The organism is Ancylobacter sp. WKF20, from assembly GCF_029760895.1.
Classification (GTDB): Bacteria; Pseudomonadota; Alphaproteobacteria; order Rhizobiales; family Xanthobacteraceae; genus Ancylobacter.
This window is the reverse complement of the sequence record NZ_CP121679.1, coordinates 1303322-1324792: the sequence shown is the minus strand read 5'-3', so window position 1 is coordinate 1324792 and position 21471 is coordinate 1303322. Positions and strand designations below refer to the sequence as shown.

Sequence of the window (21471 nt, the reverse complement as noted above, 5' to 3'; positions counted from 1 at the left end):
GTCGTCCCCAGCCCTCACGCATCTGTGGCCTCCGGCCGAAGCTGCTATAGAGTGACTCGGTGATGCGGGCCCATGCTCTCGGGCACGGGTGGGTTGGTGTAGCGAGGGGTTCATGAAGGTCGTCATTTGCGGCGCGGGCCAGGTCGGCTACGGCATCGCGGAGCGCCTCGCCGCTGAGCAGAACGACGTGTCGATCATCGACACCTCGCCGCGCCTTATCCAGGCCATTACCGACACGCTGGACGTTCGCGGTTTCGTCGGCCATGGCTCGCACCCCGATGTCCTGGCGCGCGCCGGCCTTGATGCCGCCGACATGTTGATCGCCGTCACCCTGCATGACGAGGTCAACATGATCGCGTGCCAGGTCGGCCACGCGCTGTTCGACGTGCCGACCAAGATCGCCCGCGTGCGGGCGCAATCCTACCTGCAGGGGCATTGGCGCGATCTGTTCTCGCGCGATCATCTGCCGATTGATGTGGTGATCTCGCCGGAGATCGAGGTCGGTGAGATGGTGCTGCGCCGACTCTCGCTGCCCGGCGCGGTCGATACGGTGAGCTTCGCCGAGGGCAATGTGGTCGTCGTCGGTGTGCGCTGCCTAGACGACTGCCCGGTGCTGGACACGCCGCTGCGCCAGCTCACCGATCTGTTCCCCGATCTTCAGGCGGTCGTCGTCGCGGTGAACCGCCGGGGCAAGGTGTTTGTGCCGCACAGCACGGACGCGCTGCTCGCCGGCGACATCGCCTATTTCGTCGCCCAGAGCGATCAGGTGACGCGCACGCTCTCCATTTTTGGCCATGACGAGCCGCCGGCTCAGCGCATCGTGGTGGCTGGTGGCGGCAATATCGGGCTTTATGTCGCGCGCGAGCTCGAGCTGCGCAATCCGCGCGCGCGCATCAAGGTTATCGAGGACAACGCCGCGCGCTCTGAGCTTATCGCTCAGGAGCTCTCCAAGAGCGTCGTGCTGCGCGGGAGCGCGCTCGATCGCGCCATTCTCGAGGAAGCGAGCGTTGGCGACGCCGATACTGTGATCGCGGTGACAAATGACGACCGCGTCAACATCCTCTCCTGCCTGCTTTCGCGCGAACTCGGCGCCAAGCGGATGCTCTCGCTGCTCAATGACCCTAATTACCCGGCCTTTGCCCGCGGTCTTGGCATCGACGCCTATGTGAATCCCCGGCAGATCACCGTCTCCAAGATCCTCCAGCATGTCCGCAAGGGGCGCATCCGCGGCGTTCACTCGCTGCTCAACGGCGCAGGGGAGGTGATCGAGGCCGAGGCACTTGAGACGTCGCCGCTGGTCGGCAAGCCGCTGAAGCAGCTCGACCTGTTCGACGGTATGCGCATCGGCGCCGTGGTGCGCGGAGGACGCGTGATCCTGCCGCGTGGCGATACCGTCATCCAGGCGCGCGACCGTGTGGTCATGTTCGCCTTGGCCGAGCGGGTGAAGCGGGTCGAGCAGCTTTTCCGCGTCAGCCTCGAGTTTTTCTGAGAACCGCGATGATTGCCGTCGCCCGTAGCAGCGCCGTCGCTGCCGCCGTCATGGCCGGCTTCATGCTGGTCGCGGCGCTTATCGCGCTGCTTCGCAACGAAGCCGGTGGTGGCGTCTTCGTGGCCTGCGCGGTGATGACGATCTTCGGCGCGGGCGCCGTGCATCTGGCCGTCCGCCACCGCGCCGCGCGGCTTGATCGGCGGGCTGCCTTCGCCCTGCTCGCCGTGCTCTGGGCCGGCATTCCGCTGCTGGCAGCGATCCCCGTGGCGGCAACGACCACTCTCGGGCCGATGGCCGCTTGGCTTGAGGCGGTTTCCGCCTTCACCACCACTGGGCCAGTCTACATCCATGACATCGAGGGCGTACCGCGTGCCACCCTGGCCTGGCTGCTGACCCTGCAATGGGGCGGGGGGCTGCTGACCCTTGTCGGTTTCGTGGCCGTGCTGGGCCCTGCCGGCATTGGTGGCCTGCCCGATCGCAGCGCCCGCGCTGCCCTTCTGGGCGTGAGCGAGACATCTGCCCTGGATGACGCGCTGCGTCTCGTGGTGCCGATCTATCTCGGCGCCACGGTGATCGGCACCTTCCTGATGTTCGCGGCCGGCGAGCGTCCCTTCGATGCCCTGGGCCTTGCGGGCGCCGCGCTCTCCACGGGCGGCCTGCTGCCCGATGCGGACGGCATGGCCGCGCATGGCAGCTCGACGGTAAAGCTGATCTTCATCGTGCTGATGCTGATCGGCGCCACCAGTGTTCTGTGGCATCGGCTCCTGCTCACCCGCCGCTTCCGGCTGGCGCTCGGCCAGCAGGAGAATCTCGCGCTGCTGCTGCTGGTGCTGTTGCTCGGCATCGCGGTCGCGGCGATCGACTACAACAGTGCCGCCAGCCCGCTTTTCCTGCCGATCGCGCTGGAGGATGGGCTGTTCACCGCCGTCGCGCTGGTTACGACCACTGGCGTGGAGCCGCATGGAGGCGCCTTCAGCGGCTTGCCGATCACGCTGGTGGCGGCGGTCGTCTTCGTGGGGGGGGCGACTTTCTCGACCGCCGGCGGGATCAAGATCTACCGCGCCGGTATCATGTTGCTGCAAAGCTATCTGGAGCTGGAGCGTTTGATCCACCCAAACGCTGTGCGCCCGCGCCGGCTTGGGCAGCAGCAGATCACCCTTCAGATGATGAAGGCGATCTGGATCATGTTCGGCGTCGCCTGCACGAGCGTCGCCGCACTGACCATGCTGCTCGCGCCCGCCATGCCCAGCTTTGAGGCCGCCTTCATCGCCGCGCTGTCGGCGCTGTGGAATGTCGGCCCGATCTACGGCGCCGGCTGGGAAGCCAGCGCCACCTGGCCAGACTGGTCGGTCCTCCCGGTCTATGCGCAGGTCGTGCTGATCATCGCCATGACCATGGGGCGGCTGGAGATCCTGCTCGTCCTGGCACTCGCCAATTTTGCCCTCTGGCGGCGGTGAGGCCGCCCTTGATCACACCACAGGTGCTTCATGTCGCGCATCGCCTATGTAAACGGACAATATGTGCCCCACCGCCAGGCGGCCGTGCATATCGAGGATCGCGGCTACCAGTTCGCCGACGGCGTGTATGAGGTGTGCGAGGTCCGGCGCGGCCGGATGATCGACGAGCGCCGGCATATGGAGCGGCTCGACCGGTCGCTGCGCGAATTGCGCATGGCGATGCCGATGCCGCTCAAGGCGCTCGGCATCGTGCTGCGCGAGACCATCCGCCGAAATCGCGTGCGCGACGGCTTCGTCTATCTCCAGGTGACCCGCGGCGTCGCCCCGCGCGACCACTATTTCCCGGCGCCGGGGACTCCCGCGTCCATCGTCGTAACCGCCCGTGCGGTCGATCCGGCCAAGGGTGACGCGCTGGCGCGGCAGGGCATCGCGGTCATCACCGTGCCGGAGAATCGCTGGGACCGCGTGGACATCAAGACGGTCGGCCTGCTGCCCAACGTGCTCGCCAAGCAGGCGGCCAAGGAGGCGGGTGCGCGCGAAGCGTGGTTCGTCGATGCCGATGGCCGTGTCACGGAGGGCGGCTCGACCAATGCCTGGATCGTCACCAGCGACGGCAAGCTCATCACGCGCCCGGCCGAAAGCGGCATTTTGCGCGGCATCACCCGCACAGTGATGCTCGATGTCGCCGAGAAGCTGCAGATCCGGGTCGAGGAACGCGCCTTCACCGTGGCGGAGGCGCTGGCGGCGCGCGAGGCGTTTGTGACCTCCGCGACCAATTTCGCCATGCCTGTCGTGCGAATCGACGGGCAGCAGGTGGGGGATGGATTACCCGGTCCGGTGACGCGGGCGCTGCGCGAGAACTTCCATCAACACGCGGAAATCGCCGATTAATGGCACATTACCTCTTGCCAGACGAAAGCATCTTGCGCGATAGGCATGGTGTGCCATGCTTGTCACGCACGTCTTCGTAGTGGCCGGCCCCCGGACGGGGCAACTGGCTGACCGGGGATGGCCGCGCCGACACGACGAGCAACAACAAACAAACGGATCAAAAAGACCATGGCCGCGGAACGTTCGCAGAACCTCCAGGACACCTTTCTCAACCACGTCCGCAAGAACAAGACTCCCCTCACGATCTTCCTCGTCAACGGCGTCAAGCTGCAGGGCGTGGTGACGTGGTTCGACAATTTCTGCGTGCTGCTGCGCCGCGACGGTCACTCGCAGCTCGTCTACAAGCACGCCATCTCGACCATCATGCCCGGCCATCCGGTCCAGCTCTTCGAGCCGGACGAGACCCCGGAGAAGGGCTGAGTTGGAACCCAAGGGTACGCGCGCGTCCGCAGGCCGTTCTCCGACGGCTGGTGCGGATAGCGGCCCGACGGGTGACGCCACCAAGGTCGTTGTTCTCGTTCCCCACCTCTCGCGTCGCGCCGAGGGGGAGGATGTTCCGCGCCGCTCGCCGGAGGCCCGCGCCGAGGAGGCGGTCGGCCTCGCTTTGGCGATCGACCTCGATGTCGTCGCCACCCTCTCCGTCGGCCTGTCGCAGATCCGTCCCGCGACCTATCTCGGCTCAGGCAAGGTCGAGGAGATCGCGGGGATCGTGACAGCGGAAGATGCCGGTCTGGTCTTTGTCGACGCACCGCTCAGCCCCGTCCAGCAGCGCAACCTCGAAAAAGCGTGGTCCGCCAAGGTTATCGACCGCACGGCGCTGATCCTCGAAATCTTCGGCCAGCGCGCCCGCACCAAGGAGGGCGTGCTTCAGGTCGAGCTCGCGCATCTGAATTACCAACGCAGTCGCCTCGTGCGCTCCTGGACACATCTGGAACGCCAGCGCGGCGGCTTCGGCTTTCTCGGCGGTCCCGGTGAGACGCAGATCGAGGCCGACCGGCGGCTGATCGGCGAACGCATCGTGAAGATCGAGCGCGAGCTTGAGCAGGTGAAGCGCACCCGCGCTTTGCACCGCGCCAGCCGCAAAAAGGTGCCGTACCCGGTGGTGGCGTTGGTCGGCTACACCAATGCTGGCAAGTCGACTCTGTTCAATCGGCTCACACGCGCCGAGGTGATGGCGCAGGATCTGCTCTTCGCCACGCTCGATCCCACCTTGCGCGCCGTGCAACTGCCCAGCGGTGAGCGGGTGATCCTCTCCGACACGGTGGGATTCATCTCCGACCTGCCGACCCAACTCGTGGCCGCGTTCCGCGCGACGCTGGAAGAGGTCATCGAGGCCGACATCATCCTGCATGTGCGGGACATGTCGCATGATGACGCGATGGCGCAGGCGGCGGATGTGGAAGGCGTGCTGGGCGATCTCGATATTGATCCGCAGGACCATCACCGGCTCATCGAGGTCTGGAACAAGATCGACCGCATGAGCACGGATGACCGCGCGGCACTGTTCAATAGCGCCATCCGTCGCGAGGGTGACGAGCGGCCGATCCCAGTCTCGGCGCTGACCGGGGAGGGGATGGATGCCCTTCTCGCCGCGATCTCCCAGCGCCTCTCACGTGAGCGCGTCAGCCTCAAGATTGACCTGGAGGCCAGCGACGGCGAAGGCCTCAGCTGGCTCTACCGGCACACGGAAGTGCTGGAGCGCCGCTCGGACGAGGAGGGGCATCTGCACCTTGCCGTTCGCGTCACGCCGGACCGCGCCGATCATATCGAGCGCCGCTTCGGGGCCCGCCGCTTGCCGGCGAGCCGGCGAGACTAGTTCGGGTCGCTGTCCGGCAGGCCAGGGGTGCTCGCGCGGGCAGGGGACGCCGCCGGGGAGGGGACCCTTCCCTTGGCCTCCTGCCACAGCGCTTCCATCTCATCCAGCGTCGCCTGCTGCGGCGTGCGCCCTACCGCCGCGAGACGTTCTTCAATGAAACCGAAGCGGCGGACGAACTTCTCGTTTGTGCCGCGCAGCGCGGATTCCGGGTCCACGTCAAGATGGCGAGCCAGATTGGCGAGGGCGAACAGAAGATCGCCGATCTCGCCGGCCGCTGCAGCACGGTCGCCGGCGACGATCTCGGCTTCGACCTCGTCAATCTCCTCGCGGATCTTGTCGAGCACCGACCGGGTCTCCGGCCAATCAAAGCCGACCTTGGCCGCCTTGGTCTGCAGCTTCACGGCTCGGGTGAGGGCGGGTGCGCCCACCGGCACGCCCGCCAGAGCGCCCTCGTCTTCCCGCCGGGTGTCCAAGCCGCGTAGGCGTTGCCGTTCGGCCTTGGCCGCTTTCTCCTCCGCCTTGATCTGATCCCAGGCGGCATTCACCGCCGCTGTGTCACGCCCACGCACATCGCCGAAGACATGGGGATGCCGGCGGATCATCTTGGCGGTGATGGCGGTGACGACATCGCCGAAATCGAAGCGGCCCTGTTCCTCTGCCATGCGCGCGTGGAAGACGACCTGAAGCAGCAGGTCGCCGAGTTCGTCGCAGAGATCGTCGAAATCGCCGCGCGCAATCGCATCCGCCACCTCATAGGCTTCCTCGATCGTGTAGGGGGCGACGGAGGCGAAGTCCTGCTCCAGATCCCAGGGGCAGCCGGTGCCGGGCGTGCGCAGCGCCGCCATGATGTCGATGAGGCGCTGCAGGTCGCGAGAGGGCGTCATTTCAGGAGCTCAGTGAATCGCAGAAGACATATTATGGAAAATAAACGACCGTCAGGCGACAGCGCTCACGTTGATAGGCATCCATAAGTCGCTGTCAGATCGTGATTTTCAGTCCGTCATAGGCGGCGGTTACCCCATCCGGCAGCTCGTTCGTCAGCGTGCGGTAGTCGAGGTCGGTGTGCATGTTGGTGAGGATCGCCCGACGTGGCTTGATGCGGGAGATCCACTCAAGAGCCTCGCCCAGCGAGAAATGCGTCGGGTGCGGCCGCGGCCGAAGCGCGTCGACGATCCACACGTCGAGGTTCTCCAGGAACGGCAGGCTTTCCTCCGGCAGGTCGTGCAGGTCGCTCGAATAAGCGAGACCACCAATGCGGAAGCCGTAGGAGATGATGTTTCCGTGGAACTGGCGGAACGCGGTCGCATCCACGGGCCCGCCCGGTCCCTCGACCCGGATCGTGTCGCCGTGGCCGTAGCGGTGCTCGTTGAGGATTGGCGGGTAATCGCTGCCCGGCGGCGTCTCGAAGCAGTAGCCGAAACGCTGATGCATGATGACGGAGGTTTCCGCGTCCAGCCACACATCCATCCGTCGGCGGTGCTGGATGGTGAGCGGGCGCACATCGTCGATGCCGTGCGTGTGGTCGGCGTGCTCATGCGTGATGAGAATGCCGTCCAGCCGGTCGACCTCGGCGTCGAGCAGTTGCTCGCGCAGGTCCGGCGAGGTGTCGATGAGAACGCGGGTCGGGGAGGCACTGTCGGCGCCGAACCGTTCGACCAGCATGGAGCAGCGACGGCGGCGGTTGCGGGGCTCATTGGGATCGCAGACGCCCCACCCCTGCCCCACGCGCGGCACCCCGCCCGAGGAGCCGCAGCCGAGGATCGTGAAGGTCAGAGCCATGGCGGATGGATGATCCCGTGGTTCAGGAGGCCCGTGCGAACAGGCGGAAGAAATTGGCGGTTGTCTGCTCGGCGATGGCGGCCGGCGTCACGCCCCGGGCCTCTGCCAGTATACGGGCGGTCTCGACGACATAGGAAGGCTCGTTGCGCTTTCCACGCCAGGGATTGGGCGCGAGATAGGGCGCGTCGGTCTCCACCAGGATCCGGTCCGCCGGCAGGGTGCGGGCGATGTCGCGCAGCGGCGCGCCGGTCTTGAAGGTCAGGATGCCGGAGAAGGACACATAGCCGCCCAGCGCGACCGCACGGCGGGCCAGCTCCGGTCCCGCGGTGAAGCAGTGCAGGACGAAGCCGAAGGCGCCCTTGGCGGTTTCCTCCTCGAGGATAGCGGCGACGTCGTCGTCCGCCTCGCGGGCGTGAATGACCAGCGGCAGGCCTGTGCGGCGCGCGGCCTCAATGTGCAGCCGGAAACCATGCGCCTGCGCCTCGCGTGGCGCGGTATCATAGTGATAGTCGAGGCCAGCTTCGCCGATGGCGACGACCTTGGGGTGATCGGCCGCGCGCAGCAGCTCGTCGAGTGTGACGTCCTGCTCCTCGGCCGCATTGTGCGGATGCGTGCCGACCGAACAGAAGACGTCCTCGAAGCGCTCGGCGATCGCCCTCACCTCTCCTGAACGACGCACGCGCGTGCCGATGGTGACGAGACGGCCGACACCGGCCGCACGGGCGCGCGCGACGACCTGATCGAGCTCCGCCGCGAAATCCGGGAAGTCGAGATGGCAATGGCTGTCGACGATCATGCCCCGGCCGGCGCCTCGGGCTCGACATAGCGCGGGAACACCGGCACCGGTGCGGGAAGCACCGTGCCGCCCGCAAGACGCCCCGCCGCGCCGAGGCCGGCAAAGCCGCGGGCATCCACCGGCACCGCCAGCAGATCCAGCAGCTTGCCGGCGCTCACCGGAATGAAGGGCTGGGCGAGCAGGGCGACCTGGCGCACGACCTCGGCCGTGGTCCAGAGCACCGTTCCGAAGCGTTCGGGATCGGTCTTGCGCAGCTCCCACGGAGCGGCCGCCGCGAAGTAGCGGTTGGCATCGGCCACGACGGCCCAGATCGCCGCGAGCGCCTGGTGGATCTGCTGGCCTTCCATCGCTTCGCGCACCTTGGCGCCCATGGCGTCGGCGCTGGCGAGGATCGTAGCGTCTTCGTCCGACAGAGCGCCAGCCGCCGGCAACTGCCCGCCGAGATTCTTGGCGATCATCGACAGCGAGCGCTGCGCGAGATTGCCGAGGTCGTTGGCAAGGTCCGCATTGGTGCGCGCGACGATGGCCTCATGGCTGTAGGAGCCGTCCTGGCCAAAGGGGATCTCGCGCAGCAGGAAATAGCGCAACGCGTCCACGCCATAGGCGTTGGCGAGGTCGAAGGGGTCGATGACGTTGCCGACCGACTTCGACATCTTCTCCCCGCGATTATGGATGAAGCCGTGCGCGAAGACGGTCTTGGGCGGCTCCAGCCCAGCGGAGAGCAGGAAGGCCGGCCAGTACACCGCGTGGAAGCGGATGATGTCCTTGCCAATGATGTGCAGATCCGCTGGCCAGAAGCGCTTGAAGCTCGCCGACTGCGTGTCGGGATAGCCGACGCCGGTGATGTAGTTGGTGAGGGCGTCGACCCACACATACATCACATGCGCCTCGTCGCCGGGCACCGGAATGCCCCAGGAGAAGGTGGTGCGGCTGATAGAGAGATCCTGCAGGCCGCCCTTGACGAAGCTCAGCACCTCGTTGCGGCGGCTCTCCGGGCGGATGAAGTCCGGGTGCGCCTCGTAATAGGCCAGCAGCCGCTCCTGATAGGCGGAGAGGCGGAAGAAATAGCTCTTCTCCTCGGTCCACTCGACCGGGGTGCCCTGCGGGCCGAGGCGGACACCATCGGTATTCACCGTGGTCTCGTCCTCAGCGTAATAGGCTTCGTCCCGCACCGAGTACCAGCCGGAATAGGCGTCGAGATAGATGTCGCCCGCCTCGACCATGCGCTGCCAGATCGCCTGCGACGCGGCGATATGGTCGTCGTCCGTGGTGCGGATGAAGCGGTCGTAATCGACCCCGAGCAGCGTATCCATCTGCTGGAAGCGCGTCGCGTTCTTCGTCGCCCAGTCGAAAGGCGTCAGGCCCTGCTTCTCGGCCGTCTGGGCCATTTTGAGGCCGTGCTCGTCGGTGCCGGTGAGGAAATAGACCTCGTAGCCGTCCAGCTTCTTGAAACGGGCCAGCGCGTCGGACGCGATCTTCTCATAGGCATGGCCGATATGCGGCGAGCCATTGGGATAGTCGATGGCCGTAGTGATGTAGAAGGCGGGTTTCACGCGGTCACTTCCTGCGGAAAAACCGGCTGCGGCTCGCTCAGGGCCGCACGGCCTCGTCGAGCGTCGCGAAGATCCGGAAGACGAGTGTTTTACGATCGAGATTATAGGTATCCGCGTCGATCGCAGCGCGGCGAACCTTCTCCCACACCTCCGGCAGCCGTGCAAGGCGCAGGCTGGGGCGCTGGCGCCGTCCGGTGGCATGATCGGACACCCAAGCCTCGACCGTGCCAACAAAATTCTCGAACGCCCCTCCCCGGTCGCCCTGGAGCCGCTCGCCGAGCGCGTGCAAAGCCTTTGGGTCGATGGAGGGCAGCGAATCCAGAAGCTGTGACGTCGCCTTGCGCACCTCCAGCCCATCACCCGAGAGCAGCGCCAGCGCCTCCCGCACGCTGCCACCAGATGCCTCCGCCGCCTCTTCGAAGCGCGCGCGATCGAGCCCCGGCATCGACTCGCTCAGCGCCTCCAGTGCCGCCACCACTTCGGCCGTCTCCAGCGCGCGCAGATGCACCATCCGGCAGCGCGAGCGGATGGTCGGCAGCAGGCGGCCGGGCGCGTGGCTGACCAGAAGGAACAGGGAGCGCGACGGCGGCTCTTCTAGCGTTTTCAGCAGGGCGTTAGCGCCTTGGGCATTCATCTCGTCGAGCGTATCGACGATGCACACGCGCCAGCCACCGAGTGCGGCGGTCGAGCCGAAGAAGCTGCGCACCCGGCGCACGGTCTCGGCCGGAATCATCGTCGGCAGCTTGCCGGAATCGTTGGGCGTGCGGCGAAGCACCAGCAGATCGGGGTGAGAGAGCGCGCTGACCTGCCGCGCGGCGGGGTTGGCGGCATCCACCGCCAGCGAATGCGCCGGCGCGGCCCCGCCCGAGAGCACGAAGCGCGCCACGCGGTAGGCGAAGGTCGCCTTCCCGACCCCCTCCGGACCGCCAAGCAGCAGCGCGTGCGGCAGGCGCCCGGCATCCCAGGCTTCGCGAATGCTCGCCTGCGCCTCGGCATGGCCGATGAGATTATGGGTGTCGCGCGGCGTGGGCGCCGTGCCGAAACGGTCGGCTTCAAGGATCGGTTCGCTCATGGGGAGCCCCGGCGCTGGCGTGGCTTGCTGCCGCTCGGCGGGGCCAACCGTTCCTCAACGACGCGCCAGATCGCATCCGCGACGTGGTCAGGCGGCTCGCGGGCGTCGATCACGGCGCAGCGGGCGGGTTCGCGCGCCGCGATGGCGAGAAAGCTGTCGCGCAGGGTGCGGTGAAAGGTGATGCTCTCACTCTCGAAGCGGTCGGCACCGACGCCGGAGCGGGCGGCGGCGCGGGCGAGGCCTTCTTCGGCGGGCAGATCGAGGATCAGCGTCAGATCAGGGCGCGTCTCGCCCACCGTGATGCGCTCTAGCGACTCGATCAGTTCCGGCGCGACACGTCCGCTGGCGCCTTGATAGGCACGGGTTGAGTCGGCAAAGCGGTCGGATAATACCCATGTACCTTGCGCGAGCGCCGGCCGGATCGTGGAATCGAGGTGATCGGCGCGCGCGGCGGCGAACAGAGCGGTTTCCGCGAGGGGGCCGAGCGGCTTGGCGGCACCGGCCAGAAGGACATGGCGGATGGCCTCGGCGCCCGGCGAGCCACCGGGTTCGCGCGTCACCACCACTGGGATGCCGAGCTCACCGAGACGGGCCGCGAGCCGGCGCACCTGCGTGGATTTGCCGGCCCCCTCCCCGCCCTCGAAGGTGATGAAGCGTCCGTGCCCGGCGGATGGTCTCGCCCGGCGTCCGGCCGCTGCCTCTGGTGCGCGCGTCGGCATGTCAACTGGTCAGCTTTACCTTACGCATCACTTCGTCATAGCCCTGCCGAAGCAGGCCGACCATGAGTTCATACGCGCCATCGAGCGCCCGGCGCCAGAGGGGGCCGGCCTCGATCGTCTCGGCGGCATAGAGCGGCACCTCAAGCGACACCTGATCGCCGCGCGTGACTTCCAGCCGTGCGATCTTCGCGCCCATTTCCACCGGGGCCTGGATCGGCCCCTCGTAACGGATGCGCGCCGCAATGCGCTCGTCGCCATTGCGCGGCACCAGCACCTTGATCGGCCCCTCGCCGACCAGCGGGACGTTGCCCGTGAGCCCGCCATAAAGGGCGGCCTCGCCAACCGTCTCGCCCTGGGCGAACAGCAGCCGCGACTCGAAGGAGCGGAACCCCCATTCGAGCAGCTTGCGGGCATCCTCGGCGCGTTCCTTGTCGGTCTTGGCACCCATGATGACCACGATCAACCGCTGGCCATCCTGCACGGCGGAGCCCACGAGATTGAAACCGGATTCCTTCAGATAGCCCGTCATGAACCCATCCGCCCCAAGGCTCATGCCGAGCAGCGGGTTGCGGTTGTTCTGGCGGATCTTGCTCCAGGTGAAGTCCGGTTCGCTGTAGATCTTGTAGAGGTCCGGGTAGCTGCGAATGATGTGGGCGGCGATGCGCGAGAGGTCGCGCGGCGTGGTCTTCTGGTCGGGATCCGCCAGGCCGTTGGGGTTGTGGAAGCTGGATGCGGTCAGGCCGAGGCGCTTGGCTTCATCGTTCATCTTCACGGAGAAGGCGAGTTCATTGCCGGCGATCGCTTCGGCGAGAATGATCGCCGCGTCATTGCCGGACGGTATGATCGCACCCCGCATCAGGTCGCTGACCTTGATGGAGCTGTTCAGCGCCGCGAACATCGTCGCGCCGCCCGAGGGCGCCCCACCCCGGCGCCAGGCATATTCGCTGACCTTGAATTCGGCGTCCGGCGACAGTCGGCCTTCCGAGACCTCGCGAAACACCACGGCCATGGTCATGAGCTTGGCTAGGCTGGCGGGATAGTTCTGGGTATCGGCGGCCTTTTCGAACAGCACGGTGCCGCTGTCGAAATCGACCAGAATCGCCTGCGGCGAAGCAATGGTTGGGGCCTGCTGCGCCATGGCGGGCATGGCGCCAAAGATCAACGCCGCGCAGAAAAGCAGAAGGCACGGGGCACGAGCCGAGCCGGAGGGCCGGGACATCCGTTGCGCGCGTGCCATGCTCATTTCTCTCCCGTGTCGGGCAGAGTTAGCAGCCGGCCACGCGGCCGGCAACGCTCACGCGGCTGACCTGATGATCAGTAGAGGCCGCGACCGGTGCTGACCGGGGTGGGGGCATAGCCAAGCGCCGGCTGAGCACCGACCATCCAGCCGGGCGGCGGGCCGTCGGCCTCGGCCACGACAGGGGCGGCAACGGGCGCAGGACGGGCCGGCGCCGGCTGGGCCGCGGCGACCTGAACCTTGCGCTGAGGCTGCGGCACGGCTGCCACGGGCGCTGCCGTGCGCGGCGGGATCGCCTGCGGTGCGGCGACAGCGACCCGCGGCTGAACCTGCGGCTGCGGCTTCGCGGCGACGCGAACCGGAGCGACCACGGGCTCTTCCTCGAGCGCTTCCGCAACCTGCTGGTCGGGAACGTCGCCAAGATCGAACGGACGCGTCGGCGGCAGCGGCACATTGGCGGCGACAGTCGTCGTCGAAGCCGTGCGCGTCGGGATCGGAGCGGCCGAGGCGAACATCGTGTTCGGCGCCGGAGCGTTGCCATTCTGGCGCAGCGTGGCGGCGAGCTGGATATCGTCGGAGCCTTCCAGCGGCGCGCGGCCGACATACTCGACCTTGACCCGCGCCGTGCCACGACCCTTGAAGCCGAGCAGATCAGCGGCGCGCTGCGAGAGGTCGATGACGCGGTTGCCATGATAGGGGCCGCGATCATTCACGCGCACGACCATCGACCGGCCATTGTCCTTGTTGGTCACGCGGACATAGGACGGCATGGGCAGCGTGGGGTGCGCCGCCGCGATCGAGTGCATGTCGTAGATTTCGCCATTGGCCGTGAGGCGGCCATGGAAGTCGTCGCCATACCAGGAGGCCAGACCTTCAGCCTTGTAGCTGCTGGGCTCCTGCGGGACATAGGTCTTGCCAGCCACCACATAGGGCTTGCCGACGCGGTAGGCACCGCCGCCCTTGGGCACGGGCTGACCCATGGCGATGACGCGCGGGCTGGCGGAGACGCCATACTTGGGATCGATCCGGCTCGACAGCTTTTCGGAGCCGCTGCAGTTGGCGACAACCAAGCCCACGCCGCACAGGGCGACGAGACGACCGATGCCGACGATGCGCTGGCGCGCCGGCGAACCGGCGGAGCTGGCAAGAGTTGGATTCGTCCCCATTCACCCGACCGTTTGTGAGCGCCCTGCCCCTGCGTCGTGATCGACGCGTGAAGCTTGGCGCACCTCACCCGAAATCGCTGGAAGTCTAGCCTGCGATCCCACTCCTGTCTGCCAAGAGGCGGGGGGACTGAGGCGAAAATGGGGCGCACATTACATTATGGTAAAGGAAGGGTTGCCAGCCATGTCGGCGGAATTTCCGTTCCTTGCCAAGACGTTAACGTCGTGGCGCACGGTCTCTACGTACCTACGTTGTGCCGAAAACAGCCGGCCTGCAAGGGGTTTCCGGCGCTGATCCACGCCTCATTGCGAACCCGTTTGGCGCGGAGCTATCGCCAGCAAGCGGGGGCCGGGAGGTATTTTGATGACGCTTCTGCAGCCGCTGCCGGGGAGGTCCGGAACGATGCACAGGGCGTCATCGGCCCACAGGGCGACAGCGAAAAGCCCGCCGCCGATGTTCAGCACCCCTTCGGGATACTCGCCGATCCTCACCTCGCTTTGCACGGCGCCGGTGCCGGCCTCCAGCCAGGCGAGCTTGCCGCTCTGCTGATTGGTGACGATCACACGGGCGCCATCGCTGGAGACGGCGACGCCATAGGGCATCAACCCGACACGCGGGCGGGCGATCTCCCGACCACCCGGAATCTCCAGCACCGACAGGTTGTTACTACGGACATTGGCGACATAGAGCCGGTGCCCGTCCGGCGACAGGGCAAGCGCGAAGGGCGCGGTGCCCGTCGGCCAGGTCGCGACGCGGCGCATCGCGGTGAGATCCACCACGCTGACCGTGTGGCTTTCCCGGTCGGCCACATAGGCGTGCGCACCATCCTGATCGAGCACGAGGCCGGCGGGCGATCGGCCCACCGTAACCCGGCCAAGCTCGGCACCGGTCGCGGCATCGACCCGGATCAGCGCATCATCGCTCCAGTCGGTGACGAGGAAACTCGTCTCGCGCGAATCCAGCGCAATCCCAAAGGGTTCGCGCCCGATCTTGTAGCGAGCCGTGACCGTGCGGGCGTTGAGATCCACCCGCGACACCTGGCCGAGATCAGGGTGCGTGACATAGGCGGTCCGGCCATCGCGCGTCACGGCGATGCCGGCGGGCACCTTGTCCAGCGCGACCTCGCCCACCACCCTGCCCGCCGCCGGATCAACCAGCGTCAGCCGCGCCGCCTGCTGCGACACCACCGCGACCCGCGGCGGCTCGTCCGATCGGGCGGAAGATGGCGACGCCAGCAGAGTGGCCGCGAGTGCAAGCGCGATGAGGGCGCGGCTCGCCCGGCGCGTCATTTCCCCTCGACCTTGGCCTTCAGCCCTTTGAGGCCCTGCGTGATGTAGTCGTTCATTGCGGCGACGGCGGCCTCATCGTTCAGGTTCTCCGGCGGCTCATTGGTCGTGTCGGCGCGGTAGAAGCGCGCGCTCCAGGCCACCTCGCTGCCGCCCGCGGCCGGCTTCACCTCGATGGTCGAGGTGTAGAAGCTTACCGGCAGCGCCTCGACATTCTCCGTGGAGAGGCGGTAAGCGAGGCGCATCGCGGCCGCGTCCGCTTCGTCAAGCCCCTCGGTTATCTCACCTTTTTCCAGCGTGAGCACGCGCCCGGTCCCGTCGCTCGTGGCGGTCGCCTTCTTCACCAGGGGATGCCAGCCGGAGATCCCTGCGAGATCCACCAGCACCTTCCACACGGTCGCGGGTGGCGCCGCGATCAGGATGGTCTCGTCGGCCTTCTGCGGTGTCGGACCATGCGCCGCGAGCGGCATCAGGCCGGCCAGCAGGACGGCGGCAGCGGCAAGAAGCGGGAGGGCGAGACGCGGGAGGCCGAGACGGGGAAAGCCGGGGCGTTGGTTCATCAGCATGTCCTTCTTCAGGCAGGTAAGCGATCGGGGCGCCGGCTCTTGAGCGCGGCGGCGACGAAGAGGGCGGCGAGCAAAGCGAGGGCGAGCGCGGCCGGTATCGGCGCGGTGGCGACGGGCACCGCGACAGGTCGAGGCCGGGTGCTCGCCAGAACCGCGCCGGCCATCTGAGCCGGGCTCTCAAGGGGAAGGAAGGCGAGCGAGGTTTGCGCAGCAAGCGCTTGCAGATGCTCGGCTTTCATCGAGCTCAGATGCTCGGTTCCACCCGCCGCCTCGGCTCCCCAAGGAGCGTTGCGCGGGTTATAGCCGGCGCGGCTCGGGGCATCCTCCGGCGGCGGGCCCATGCGGTTTTCCTGGGGCACGTCGGCTTCGTCAAAGAAACCGATCTCGCGTCCGTCCTCATTGTATTTGGGGATCGGCACCGGCTGGGGGCCGCCGACCCCGACGAGAACGCCCCGCGTGTCGCCGGCGCCGTCGAACGGTGGCATAGCACCTCCCGCCAATGGCGGGGCTTCTTGTCCGTCGGTGAGGAAGACGAGGTCGGCGTTGACCGAGGCGGCGAGGGTGAGGGCGGAGTGGACGCCGCGTGCGACATAGCTGTCGCCTTCCCACGCCATGCGCCAGTCGAGCGCGGCAATGGCGCCGTCGATGGCGGCGAAGTTCTCGCAGACCTCGGCGGGTTCGAAGAGCAGGAAGCTGCGCCGCTCGGTGAAGATGCCGAGGCCGAGGCGCGACTGGCAGGGCAAGGCGGCGAGCAGCCCCTGCCCCGCCTGCCGCGCGGCGGCAAGTCGCGCCAAACCATTGACATCCCTGACGTTCATGCTGCCGGTGACGTCGATGACCAGCAACACGTCGCGGGCTTCGCGCTGGCGGATCACCGTCGGCGCGACGAGGGCGGCGAGGCTCGCCAGCAGCGCGGCTGCGAGGGTGAGACGGCGCGCGTCGCCATACAGGTATTTTAGCACCTGTCTCATGGCAGCCCCTTCGGGATGCCCGGCAGGTCGGTCCAGAGCTTTTTGGCCGCCTCGGGCGGGATCTCCTCGCCGTCCATGTCAAGCTGGGGAAAATCGCGCACCAGCCGCATGGCGATGTCGAGATTGAACTTGGCGTCCCAGAAATCCGGCTGGATCACCAGTGCGTCGCGGTAATTCTGCTTGGCGAGGCGGACCAGCGGCGTCGCCGGGTCGATGCGATTGACGCCGAGATGCTCGATGGCGAGGCGCAGCCTTGCATTGCCGATGGTGTACAGCGCGGCGGCGGCGAGGCGGCGATCCTCGTTATGGATCAACTGGTTGGCGAGCGGTTGCGCCTCCTCAAGCCGGTCGCGCCGGGTGAGAAAGGCGAGCCGGGCGAAGATCAGCGGGGCGGGATCCTGCGCGCTGGTGGCGATGTCCTGCCCGGCCATGAGGGCGGCGATGAAGCCGTTGTCGCGCCGCTCCAGGTGCAGCCGTGCGGCGTAATAGGTCATCGTCGCCAGCCCGAGGGCGAGGAGCAGCGTGCCGGCGGCGAGGGTGAGGCGCCCTGCCCTCATGCGGCTCTCCTGTCGTCACGGAGGTTATTTATTACCGCTGTCCGGTTTGCGGGCGCCGTAGCGGGGCGATGATGGCGGCGGAGCGGGCGTTCGGCGCATTTCGCCAGCAAAATCAGGAAGATGCTGGCCGCCGCCACGCTGAAGGCGGCGCGCGCGAGATCGCGCCGGGGGATGCGCTCGACATAGGTGAGCGGGCGCGTCTCCTGCCGGTTGATCTCGGCGATGGCCTGCCCCACCGCCTGCGGGCTTGTCGCCTCGAATGCTCGATAGGGAACGCCAAGGCTTTGAAGAAACAGGTGAAGATGCCGTTCCGGGTTGGCCTGCGGCGTGTCCTCGCCGGGCGGCGGCACCTCGAAAATGCTCTTGGCGCCGCGTGAGCGCAGGAACAGCCAGTATAAATGTACCGGCGTGCGCGCAACCGCGTCGCGCAGGGCGTCTTGCACCCGGCGGTCGATCAAAGCGGCGCCGTCGGAGACCAGCAAGATGGCGCGGGAGGCTTCGGCGGTGTCGTCGGCGAAGGCGGACAAGGCGAGCGCCAGCCCGCGCCCGACATTAGTGAAGGCAAGGCCCGGACGGTCGATGGCGTCGATGGCGGCCTGGACGACCTGGTGATGGTCGGTGAGTGGCAGAACCGGCATGGGGGAGGTCGAGAAGGCGGCGACGCCGATGCGGTCATGCGGCCGACCCTTGACGAACTCGCCCAGCAAGTGCTTGGCAGCACTCGATTTTGACTGTTCGTCGCCGCTCGGTGCGCGGTCGGCGAAATTGTTGTCCATGCTGGAGGAGCGGTCGAGCAGCAGCACGAGATGGGCGCCCGTGCCCTCCCTGATTACCGTCTGCTCGCGCCGATGCAGGCCGGCGAGCCCTACCACCAGCGCGAGGATGGCCAGCGCCCCGGCGAGCTTCAGCGCGATGCCGAGGGCGCGCGAGATGGGATCCGGCGGGATCAGGCCAGTTGTCGGAATTCCCTGCCGGTTGAATACGTTAGCGAGGAAGGGCAGCAGCGCCAGCAGCGCGAGGGCCAGCACCCAGGGGTAATCGACGCCCCAGCTCCGGGTGATCGGATCGGCAATATGATACCACGCGCTCATGCCGAACCCCGCTCGATGGCGCGCAGCCGGCCGGCGAGGGCGGCGAGCTCCGACGGCGGAAAAAACCGTTGCGCGTCAAGCACATCGCCGCCAAAGAAGGCACGGCGCGAGGCCTCGAACAGCCGGCGGATTTCGGCCTCCGCCGCCCGAAAGGCGCTGTGACCGGCGAAGAACCCCGGCAGATCCTCCGCGAATACCCCCTGCCCGGCCGTTGCATCGAAAGCCCGATGCAGCGCCTGAAGCGCCGCTTCATAGCCGGATGATGAGTGCAGTGAGGTGGACGATGAGGCCAGTGTGTCCGATGAAACCGCCCTGCGCGTGGCCAGTGAGTGCGATCTGTCTCGCCGCGGGTCCATCGCAGCGCGGACCTGACGAGCAGCACGCGCGAAGGGCCGGCCGCGTCGCTGGCCGAGGGGCCCCCACCCCATCTGCCAGGCGATGAGCAGCAGGCCGGCGAGCGCGGCGAGCCCGCCCGCGAGGAGACCCCGGGTGGTCCCGTTCGTCGGGATCGGGCGCGGGGCGATGTCCGGGCGCAGTGTCATCACCGCTCCCTGCTCGGTCGAGACGATCTCGCGCAGCGGTGACATCAGGAAGGACCAGGGGGGGACGGCGACCGGCACGCGGCCTTCGCCGTCGCGGGCATAGAGGGTGAAGCCGGGGATCTCCAGCCGCTTCGGCTCCAGCGCGGCGTAGAAGCTCTGATAGGTGAGCTCCAGCCGGTAGCGCTGCACGCCGTCGCTCACCCCCTCGTCGCGCAGATCGACCGCGCGTAGGTCGAGCCAGTAATCGACCGGGCGCGGCTGGGGCAGCGAGGCCGGCTCCAGCGTGAAGGGGGCGTCGAGCGCGATCTCCACCGTATGGCGAATCGTGTCGCCGATGAGATAGCCGAAGGGGCGCGGCGCGTAGAGCTCGACCGAGCGCAGCTGCGCCATCGCCGGGCCGGCGAGCGCCATCAGCAGCAGCAGCGGGAGGAGCGCGCGCGAGGTCCGCATCTAGCCCTCCATCAGCCGGCGGGTCAGCGCCTCGACATCGAGCCGGTCGCGCAGCGCGAAGGGGCGCAGGCCCCGCCGGGCGAAGGTCGCCTCCAGCGCGGCGCGGCGCGCCTGCTCGGCGGCGATCCAGCGCTGGCGCAGGCGCGGGCGCATGAAGACGAGGCGCGCCGCCCCGGTCTCGAGATCCGCCGTCTCGATGAAGCCCCAGCGCGGCAGCTCGTCCTCCAGCGTCGCCTCGCTCACCACCACCGGCACCACGTCGTGCCGCCACAGCGCGTCGAGCAGCGTGTCGAGCGCGGGCGCGGGCATGAGAAAGTCGGAGATGAGAAACACCAGCGCCCGCCGGCCGGGCAGCAGCGCGGCGGCATCCAGCAGACCGTCGCAGCCGGCGCCCTGCGGATGGGCACCCGTGAGCAGGGCGGCGACCTCGCTCTCCAGCCCGCGCCTTCGGGCGAAGGGCAGCATCACGTCCTCGCGCAGGTGGCTGTCGGCGCCGAACAGGCCGAAACTGTCGCCGCTGCGCACGACGGAGAGCGCGATCAGGCTGGCGAATTCGGCGACGCGCCCCGCCACCGCCGCGCCGAAGCGCATGGAACCGGACAGGTCCACCAGCGCCGCCACCGGAACGGCGCGGCGCGGTGAGAACTGGCGCACATGCAGATGGCCATGCGGGTCGCGCAGCGAGACGCGCAAATCGATGCGGCGCGGGTCCGGCTGGCGCAGCAGGTCGACATGGCGGCGGAACTCGCCCTCCGCCCCCTCCCCGCGACCGGGATGCGCGCCCGGCAGCACGCCTTCGGGCCGCCAGCGCAGGCGATAGGCGATGGGCTGGGGCGTGAGGCTGTCGTCGCCGCCCGTCACGGTGCGGGCACCCGCGCGAACACGCCGGCGATGAGATCGCCGACCACCCGCTCGCGGCGCAGCTCATAGACCGGGTCGATGAAGATGCGGTGCGCCATGACTTCGGGAAACACGGCGCGCAGATCCTCCGGCACCACCATGTCGCGGCCTTCCAGCCAGGCGCGCACGCGGGCGGCGCGCAACAGGTAGCTCATGCCGCGCGGGCTCGCCCCACCCTGCACGAGGCGGCGAATATCGACGCCGTCGATCTCCAGCCCGAGCGTTTCCGGCCGGCGCACCGCGTCCCACAGCGCGAGCACATAGGCCTCCAGCGCCGGGCTGGAGCGGATGCCGGACTGGATGGCGCGGGCCACCGTTTCCAGCGCCTCGGGGTCGAGCACGCCGGTCTCCACCTCGGTCAGCAGCGTGTCGACGTTGTGGAAGCGCGGATCGAAGATGAGTTGGCGCCTGGCTTCGGCCTCGGCGGGCATGCCGACCTGCACTTCCATGAGGAAGCGGTCGCGGGCGGCGGCGGGTAGCTCGAAGGTCTCCTCGCGCTCCACCTTGTTGCGGTCGGCGAAGACCTGCACATGGGGAAAGCGGTACTCGCGGTTGAAGGCGGAGACCGAGCGCTCGGCCATCAGCCGGAGCATGAGCGAATGCACCTGCGGGCGGGCGCGGTTGATCTCGTTGAAGAAGAAGACGGAGAGATCCTCGCCCTGGCGCAGCAGGGGCCCTGGGTCGATGCGCGGGCGGCCATCCTCGCCGAGATGGGCGTGGTAGATGAGATCGGCCGGCATCAGGTCGATCGTGCCCTCGATGCGCTCGAATGCGCCGCCAATGGCGCGGGCGACGGCGCGCAGCAGCGTGGTCTTGCCGACGCCGACATCGCCTTCCAGCAGCACATGGCCGCGGGCGAAGGTGGCGATGGTGATGAGGCGGATGACGCGCGCCTGCCCCAGCACCACCTTGCCGACCTCGCGCTCGAAGCGCAGGGCATGGCCGCGCCAGTCCGCCAGCACGGAGTCGGTGTCGCGAACGATACGCATCGCACGGCCTTTCCAGAGGTCCGGAGCCCGTGGCCCGCTTTGGCGCGCGCTGGCGCCGCCGGGCCGTCCCGGAAAAGAGGCGCGGCCCACGCGCCGGGCGAACCCGAGCGACGTTGGCCGCGCCAGTGACCCACAAGCCGGACGGT

At 67.9% G+C, this 21471-nt stretch carries 21 protein-coding genes; 5 read left to right on the top strand and 16 right to left on the bottom strand.

Annotated features, from left to right (window positions below):
• The first annotated feature begins 112 nt into the window (after window positions 1-112).
• From trkA to hflX, 5 genes are all read left to right on the top strand, one after another.
• Window positions 113-1489 (top strand): Trk system potassium transporter TrkA, encoded by a 1377-nt coding sequence (gene trkA, locus AncyloWKF20_RS06080; protein WP_279317000.1) that lies wholly within the window; start codon window positions 113-115, stop codon window positions 1487-1489.
• A gap of 8 nt (window positions 1490-1497) precedes the next feature.
• On the top strand, window positions 1498-2946 hold the full coding sequence (locus AncyloWKF20_RS06075; RefSeq protein ID WP_279316999.1) for a potassium transporter TrkG: 1449 nt from the start codon (window positions 1498-1500) through the stop codon (window positions 2944-2946).
• A gap of 30 nt (window positions 2947-2976) precedes the next feature.
• A complete protein-coding gene (locus AncyloWKF20_RS06070) occupies window positions 2977-3837 on the top strand; it encodes a D-amino-acid transaminase (protein WP_279316998.1) in 861 nt (286 codons plus the stop codon).
• Window positions 3838-4005: 168 nt separating this feature from the next.
• Window positions 4006-4257 carry an RNA chaperone Hfq gene (hfq, locus tag AncyloWKF20_RS06065; RefSeq protein WP_267582313.1) on the top strand — a complete coding sequence of 84 codons (252 nt, stop codon included), beginning with the start codon at window positions 4006-4008 and terminating at the stop codon, window positions 4255-4257.
• Window position 4258: 1 nt separating this feature from the next.
• Window positions 4259-5653 (top strand): GTPase HflX, encoded by a 1395-nt coding sequence (hflX, locus tag AncyloWKF20_RS06060; RefSeq protein ID WP_279316997.1) that lies wholly within the window; start codon window positions 4259-4261, stop codon window positions 5651-5653.
• On the opposite strand, the gene mazG is transcribed toward hflX, so the two are convergent.
• From mazG to AncyloWKF20_RS05980, 16 genes are all read right to left on the bottom strand, one after another.
• Window positions 5650-6537 (bottom strand): nucleoside triphosphate pyrophosphohydrolase, encoded by an 888-nt coding sequence (gene mazG / locus AncyloWKF20_RS06055; protein WP_279316996.1) that lies wholly within the window; start codon window positions 6535-6537, stop codon window positions 5650-5652. The two genes, hflX and mazG, sit on opposite strands and share 4 nt — an antisense overlap.
• A gap of 94 nt (window positions 6538-6631) precedes the next feature.
• Window positions 6632-7432: an MBL fold metallo-hydrolase gene (locus tag AncyloWKF20_RS06050; RefSeq protein ID WP_279316995.1), complete on the bottom strand. Its 801-nt coding sequence runs from the start codon at window positions 7430-7432 to the stop codon at window positions 6632-6634.
• 22 nt (window positions 7433-7454) lie between these two features.
• Window positions 7455-8228 carry a TatD family hydrolase gene (locus AncyloWKF20_RS06045; RefSeq protein ID WP_279316994.1) on the bottom strand — a complete coding sequence of 258 codons (774 nt, stop codon included), beginning with the start codon at window positions 8226-8228 and terminating at the stop codon, window positions 7455-7457.
• Window positions 8225-9781, bottom strand: coding sequence for a methionine--tRNA ligase (gene metG / locus AncyloWKF20_RS06040; protein WP_279316993.1), 1557 nt, complete (start codon window positions 9779-9781; stop codon window positions 8225-8227). The genes AncyloWKF20_RS06045 and metG overlap by 4 nt, the downstream gene beginning before the upstream one ends.
• A 37-nt stretch (window positions 9782-9818) precedes the next feature.
• Window positions 9819-10853, bottom strand: a complete 1035-nt coding sequence (locus tag AncyloWKF20_RS06035; protein WP_279316992.1) for a DNA polymerase III subunit delta' — start codon at window positions 10851-10853, stop codon at window positions 9819-9821.
• Window positions 10850-11572, bottom strand: a complete 723-nt coding sequence (gene tmk / locus AncyloWKF20_RS06030) for a dTMP kinase (protein WP_279316991.1) — start codon at window positions 11570-11572, stop codon at window positions 10850-10852. Before tmk ends, AncyloWKF20_RS06035 begins: the two co-directional genes overlap by 4 nt.
• Window position 11573: 1 nt before the next feature.
• Complete coding sequence (locus tag AncyloWKF20_RS06025) at window positions 11574-12809, bottom strand: D-alanyl-D-alanine carboxypeptidase (protein ID WP_279316990.1); 1236 nt, start codon at window positions 12807-12809, stop codon at window positions 11574-11576.
• Window positions 12810-12886: 77 nt separating this feature from the next.
• Window positions 12887-13975 (bottom strand): septal ring lytic transglycosylase RlpA family protein, encoded by a 1089-nt coding sequence (locus tag AncyloWKF20_RS06020; RefSeq protein ID WP_279316989.1) that lies wholly within the window; start codon window positions 13973-13975, stop codon window positions 12887-12889.
• Window positions 13976-14275: 300 nt separating this feature from the next.
• Entirely contained in the window at window positions 14276-15262 is a 987-nt protein-coding gene (locus AncyloWKF20_RS06015) for a YncE family protein (protein ID WP_279316988.1), read from the bottom strand.
• Window positions 15259-15729 (bottom strand): SRPBCC family protein, encoded by a 471-nt coding sequence (locus AncyloWKF20_RS06010; RefSeq protein WP_279317894.1) that lies wholly within the window; start codon window positions 15727-15729, stop codon window positions 15259-15261. Before AncyloWKF20_RS06010 ends, AncyloWKF20_RS06015 begins: the two co-directional genes overlap by 4 nt.
• A 104-nt stretch (window positions 15730-15833) precedes the next feature.
• Window positions 15834-16796, bottom strand: coding sequence for a VWA domain-containing protein (locus tag AncyloWKF20_RS06005; RefSeq protein WP_279316987.1), 963 nt, complete (start codon window positions 16794-16796; stop codon window positions 15834-15836).
• Window positions 16793-17353: a hypothetical protein gene (locus AncyloWKF20_RS06000; protein ID WP_279316986.1), complete on the bottom strand. Its 561-nt coding sequence runs from the start codon at window positions 17351-17353 to the stop codon at window positions 16793-16795. Before AncyloWKF20_RS06000 ends, AncyloWKF20_RS06005 begins: the two co-directional genes overlap by 4 nt.
• Window positions 17350-18444: a VWA domain-containing protein gene (locus AncyloWKF20_RS05995; protein ID WP_279316985.1), complete on the bottom strand. Its 1095-nt coding sequence runs from the start codon at window positions 18442-18444 to the stop codon at window positions 17350-17352. Before AncyloWKF20_RS05995 ends, AncyloWKF20_RS06000 begins: the two co-directional genes overlap by 4 nt.
• On the bottom strand, window positions 18441-19436 hold the full coding sequence (locus tag AncyloWKF20_RS05990) for a nonribosomal peptide synthetase MxaA (RefSeq protein WP_279316984.1): 996 nt from the start codon (window positions 19434-19436) through the stop codon (window positions 18441-18443). The genes AncyloWKF20_RS05995 and AncyloWKF20_RS05990 overlap by 4 nt, the downstream gene beginning before the upstream one ends.
• Window positions 19437-20297: a DUF58 domain-containing protein gene (locus tag AncyloWKF20_RS05985; RefSeq protein ID WP_279316983.1), complete on the bottom strand. Its 861-nt coding sequence runs from the start codon at window positions 20295-20297 to the stop codon at window positions 19437-19439. It lies immediately after the preceding gene.
• On the bottom strand, window positions 20294-21325 hold the full coding sequence (locus AncyloWKF20_RS05980; RefSeq protein WP_279316982.1) for a MoxR family ATPase: 1032 nt from the start codon (window positions 21323-21325) through the stop codon (window positions 20294-20296). The genes AncyloWKF20_RS05985 and AncyloWKF20_RS05980 overlap by 4 nt, the downstream gene beginning before the upstream one ends.
• Between the last annotated feature and the right edge of the window lie 146 nt (window positions 21326-21471).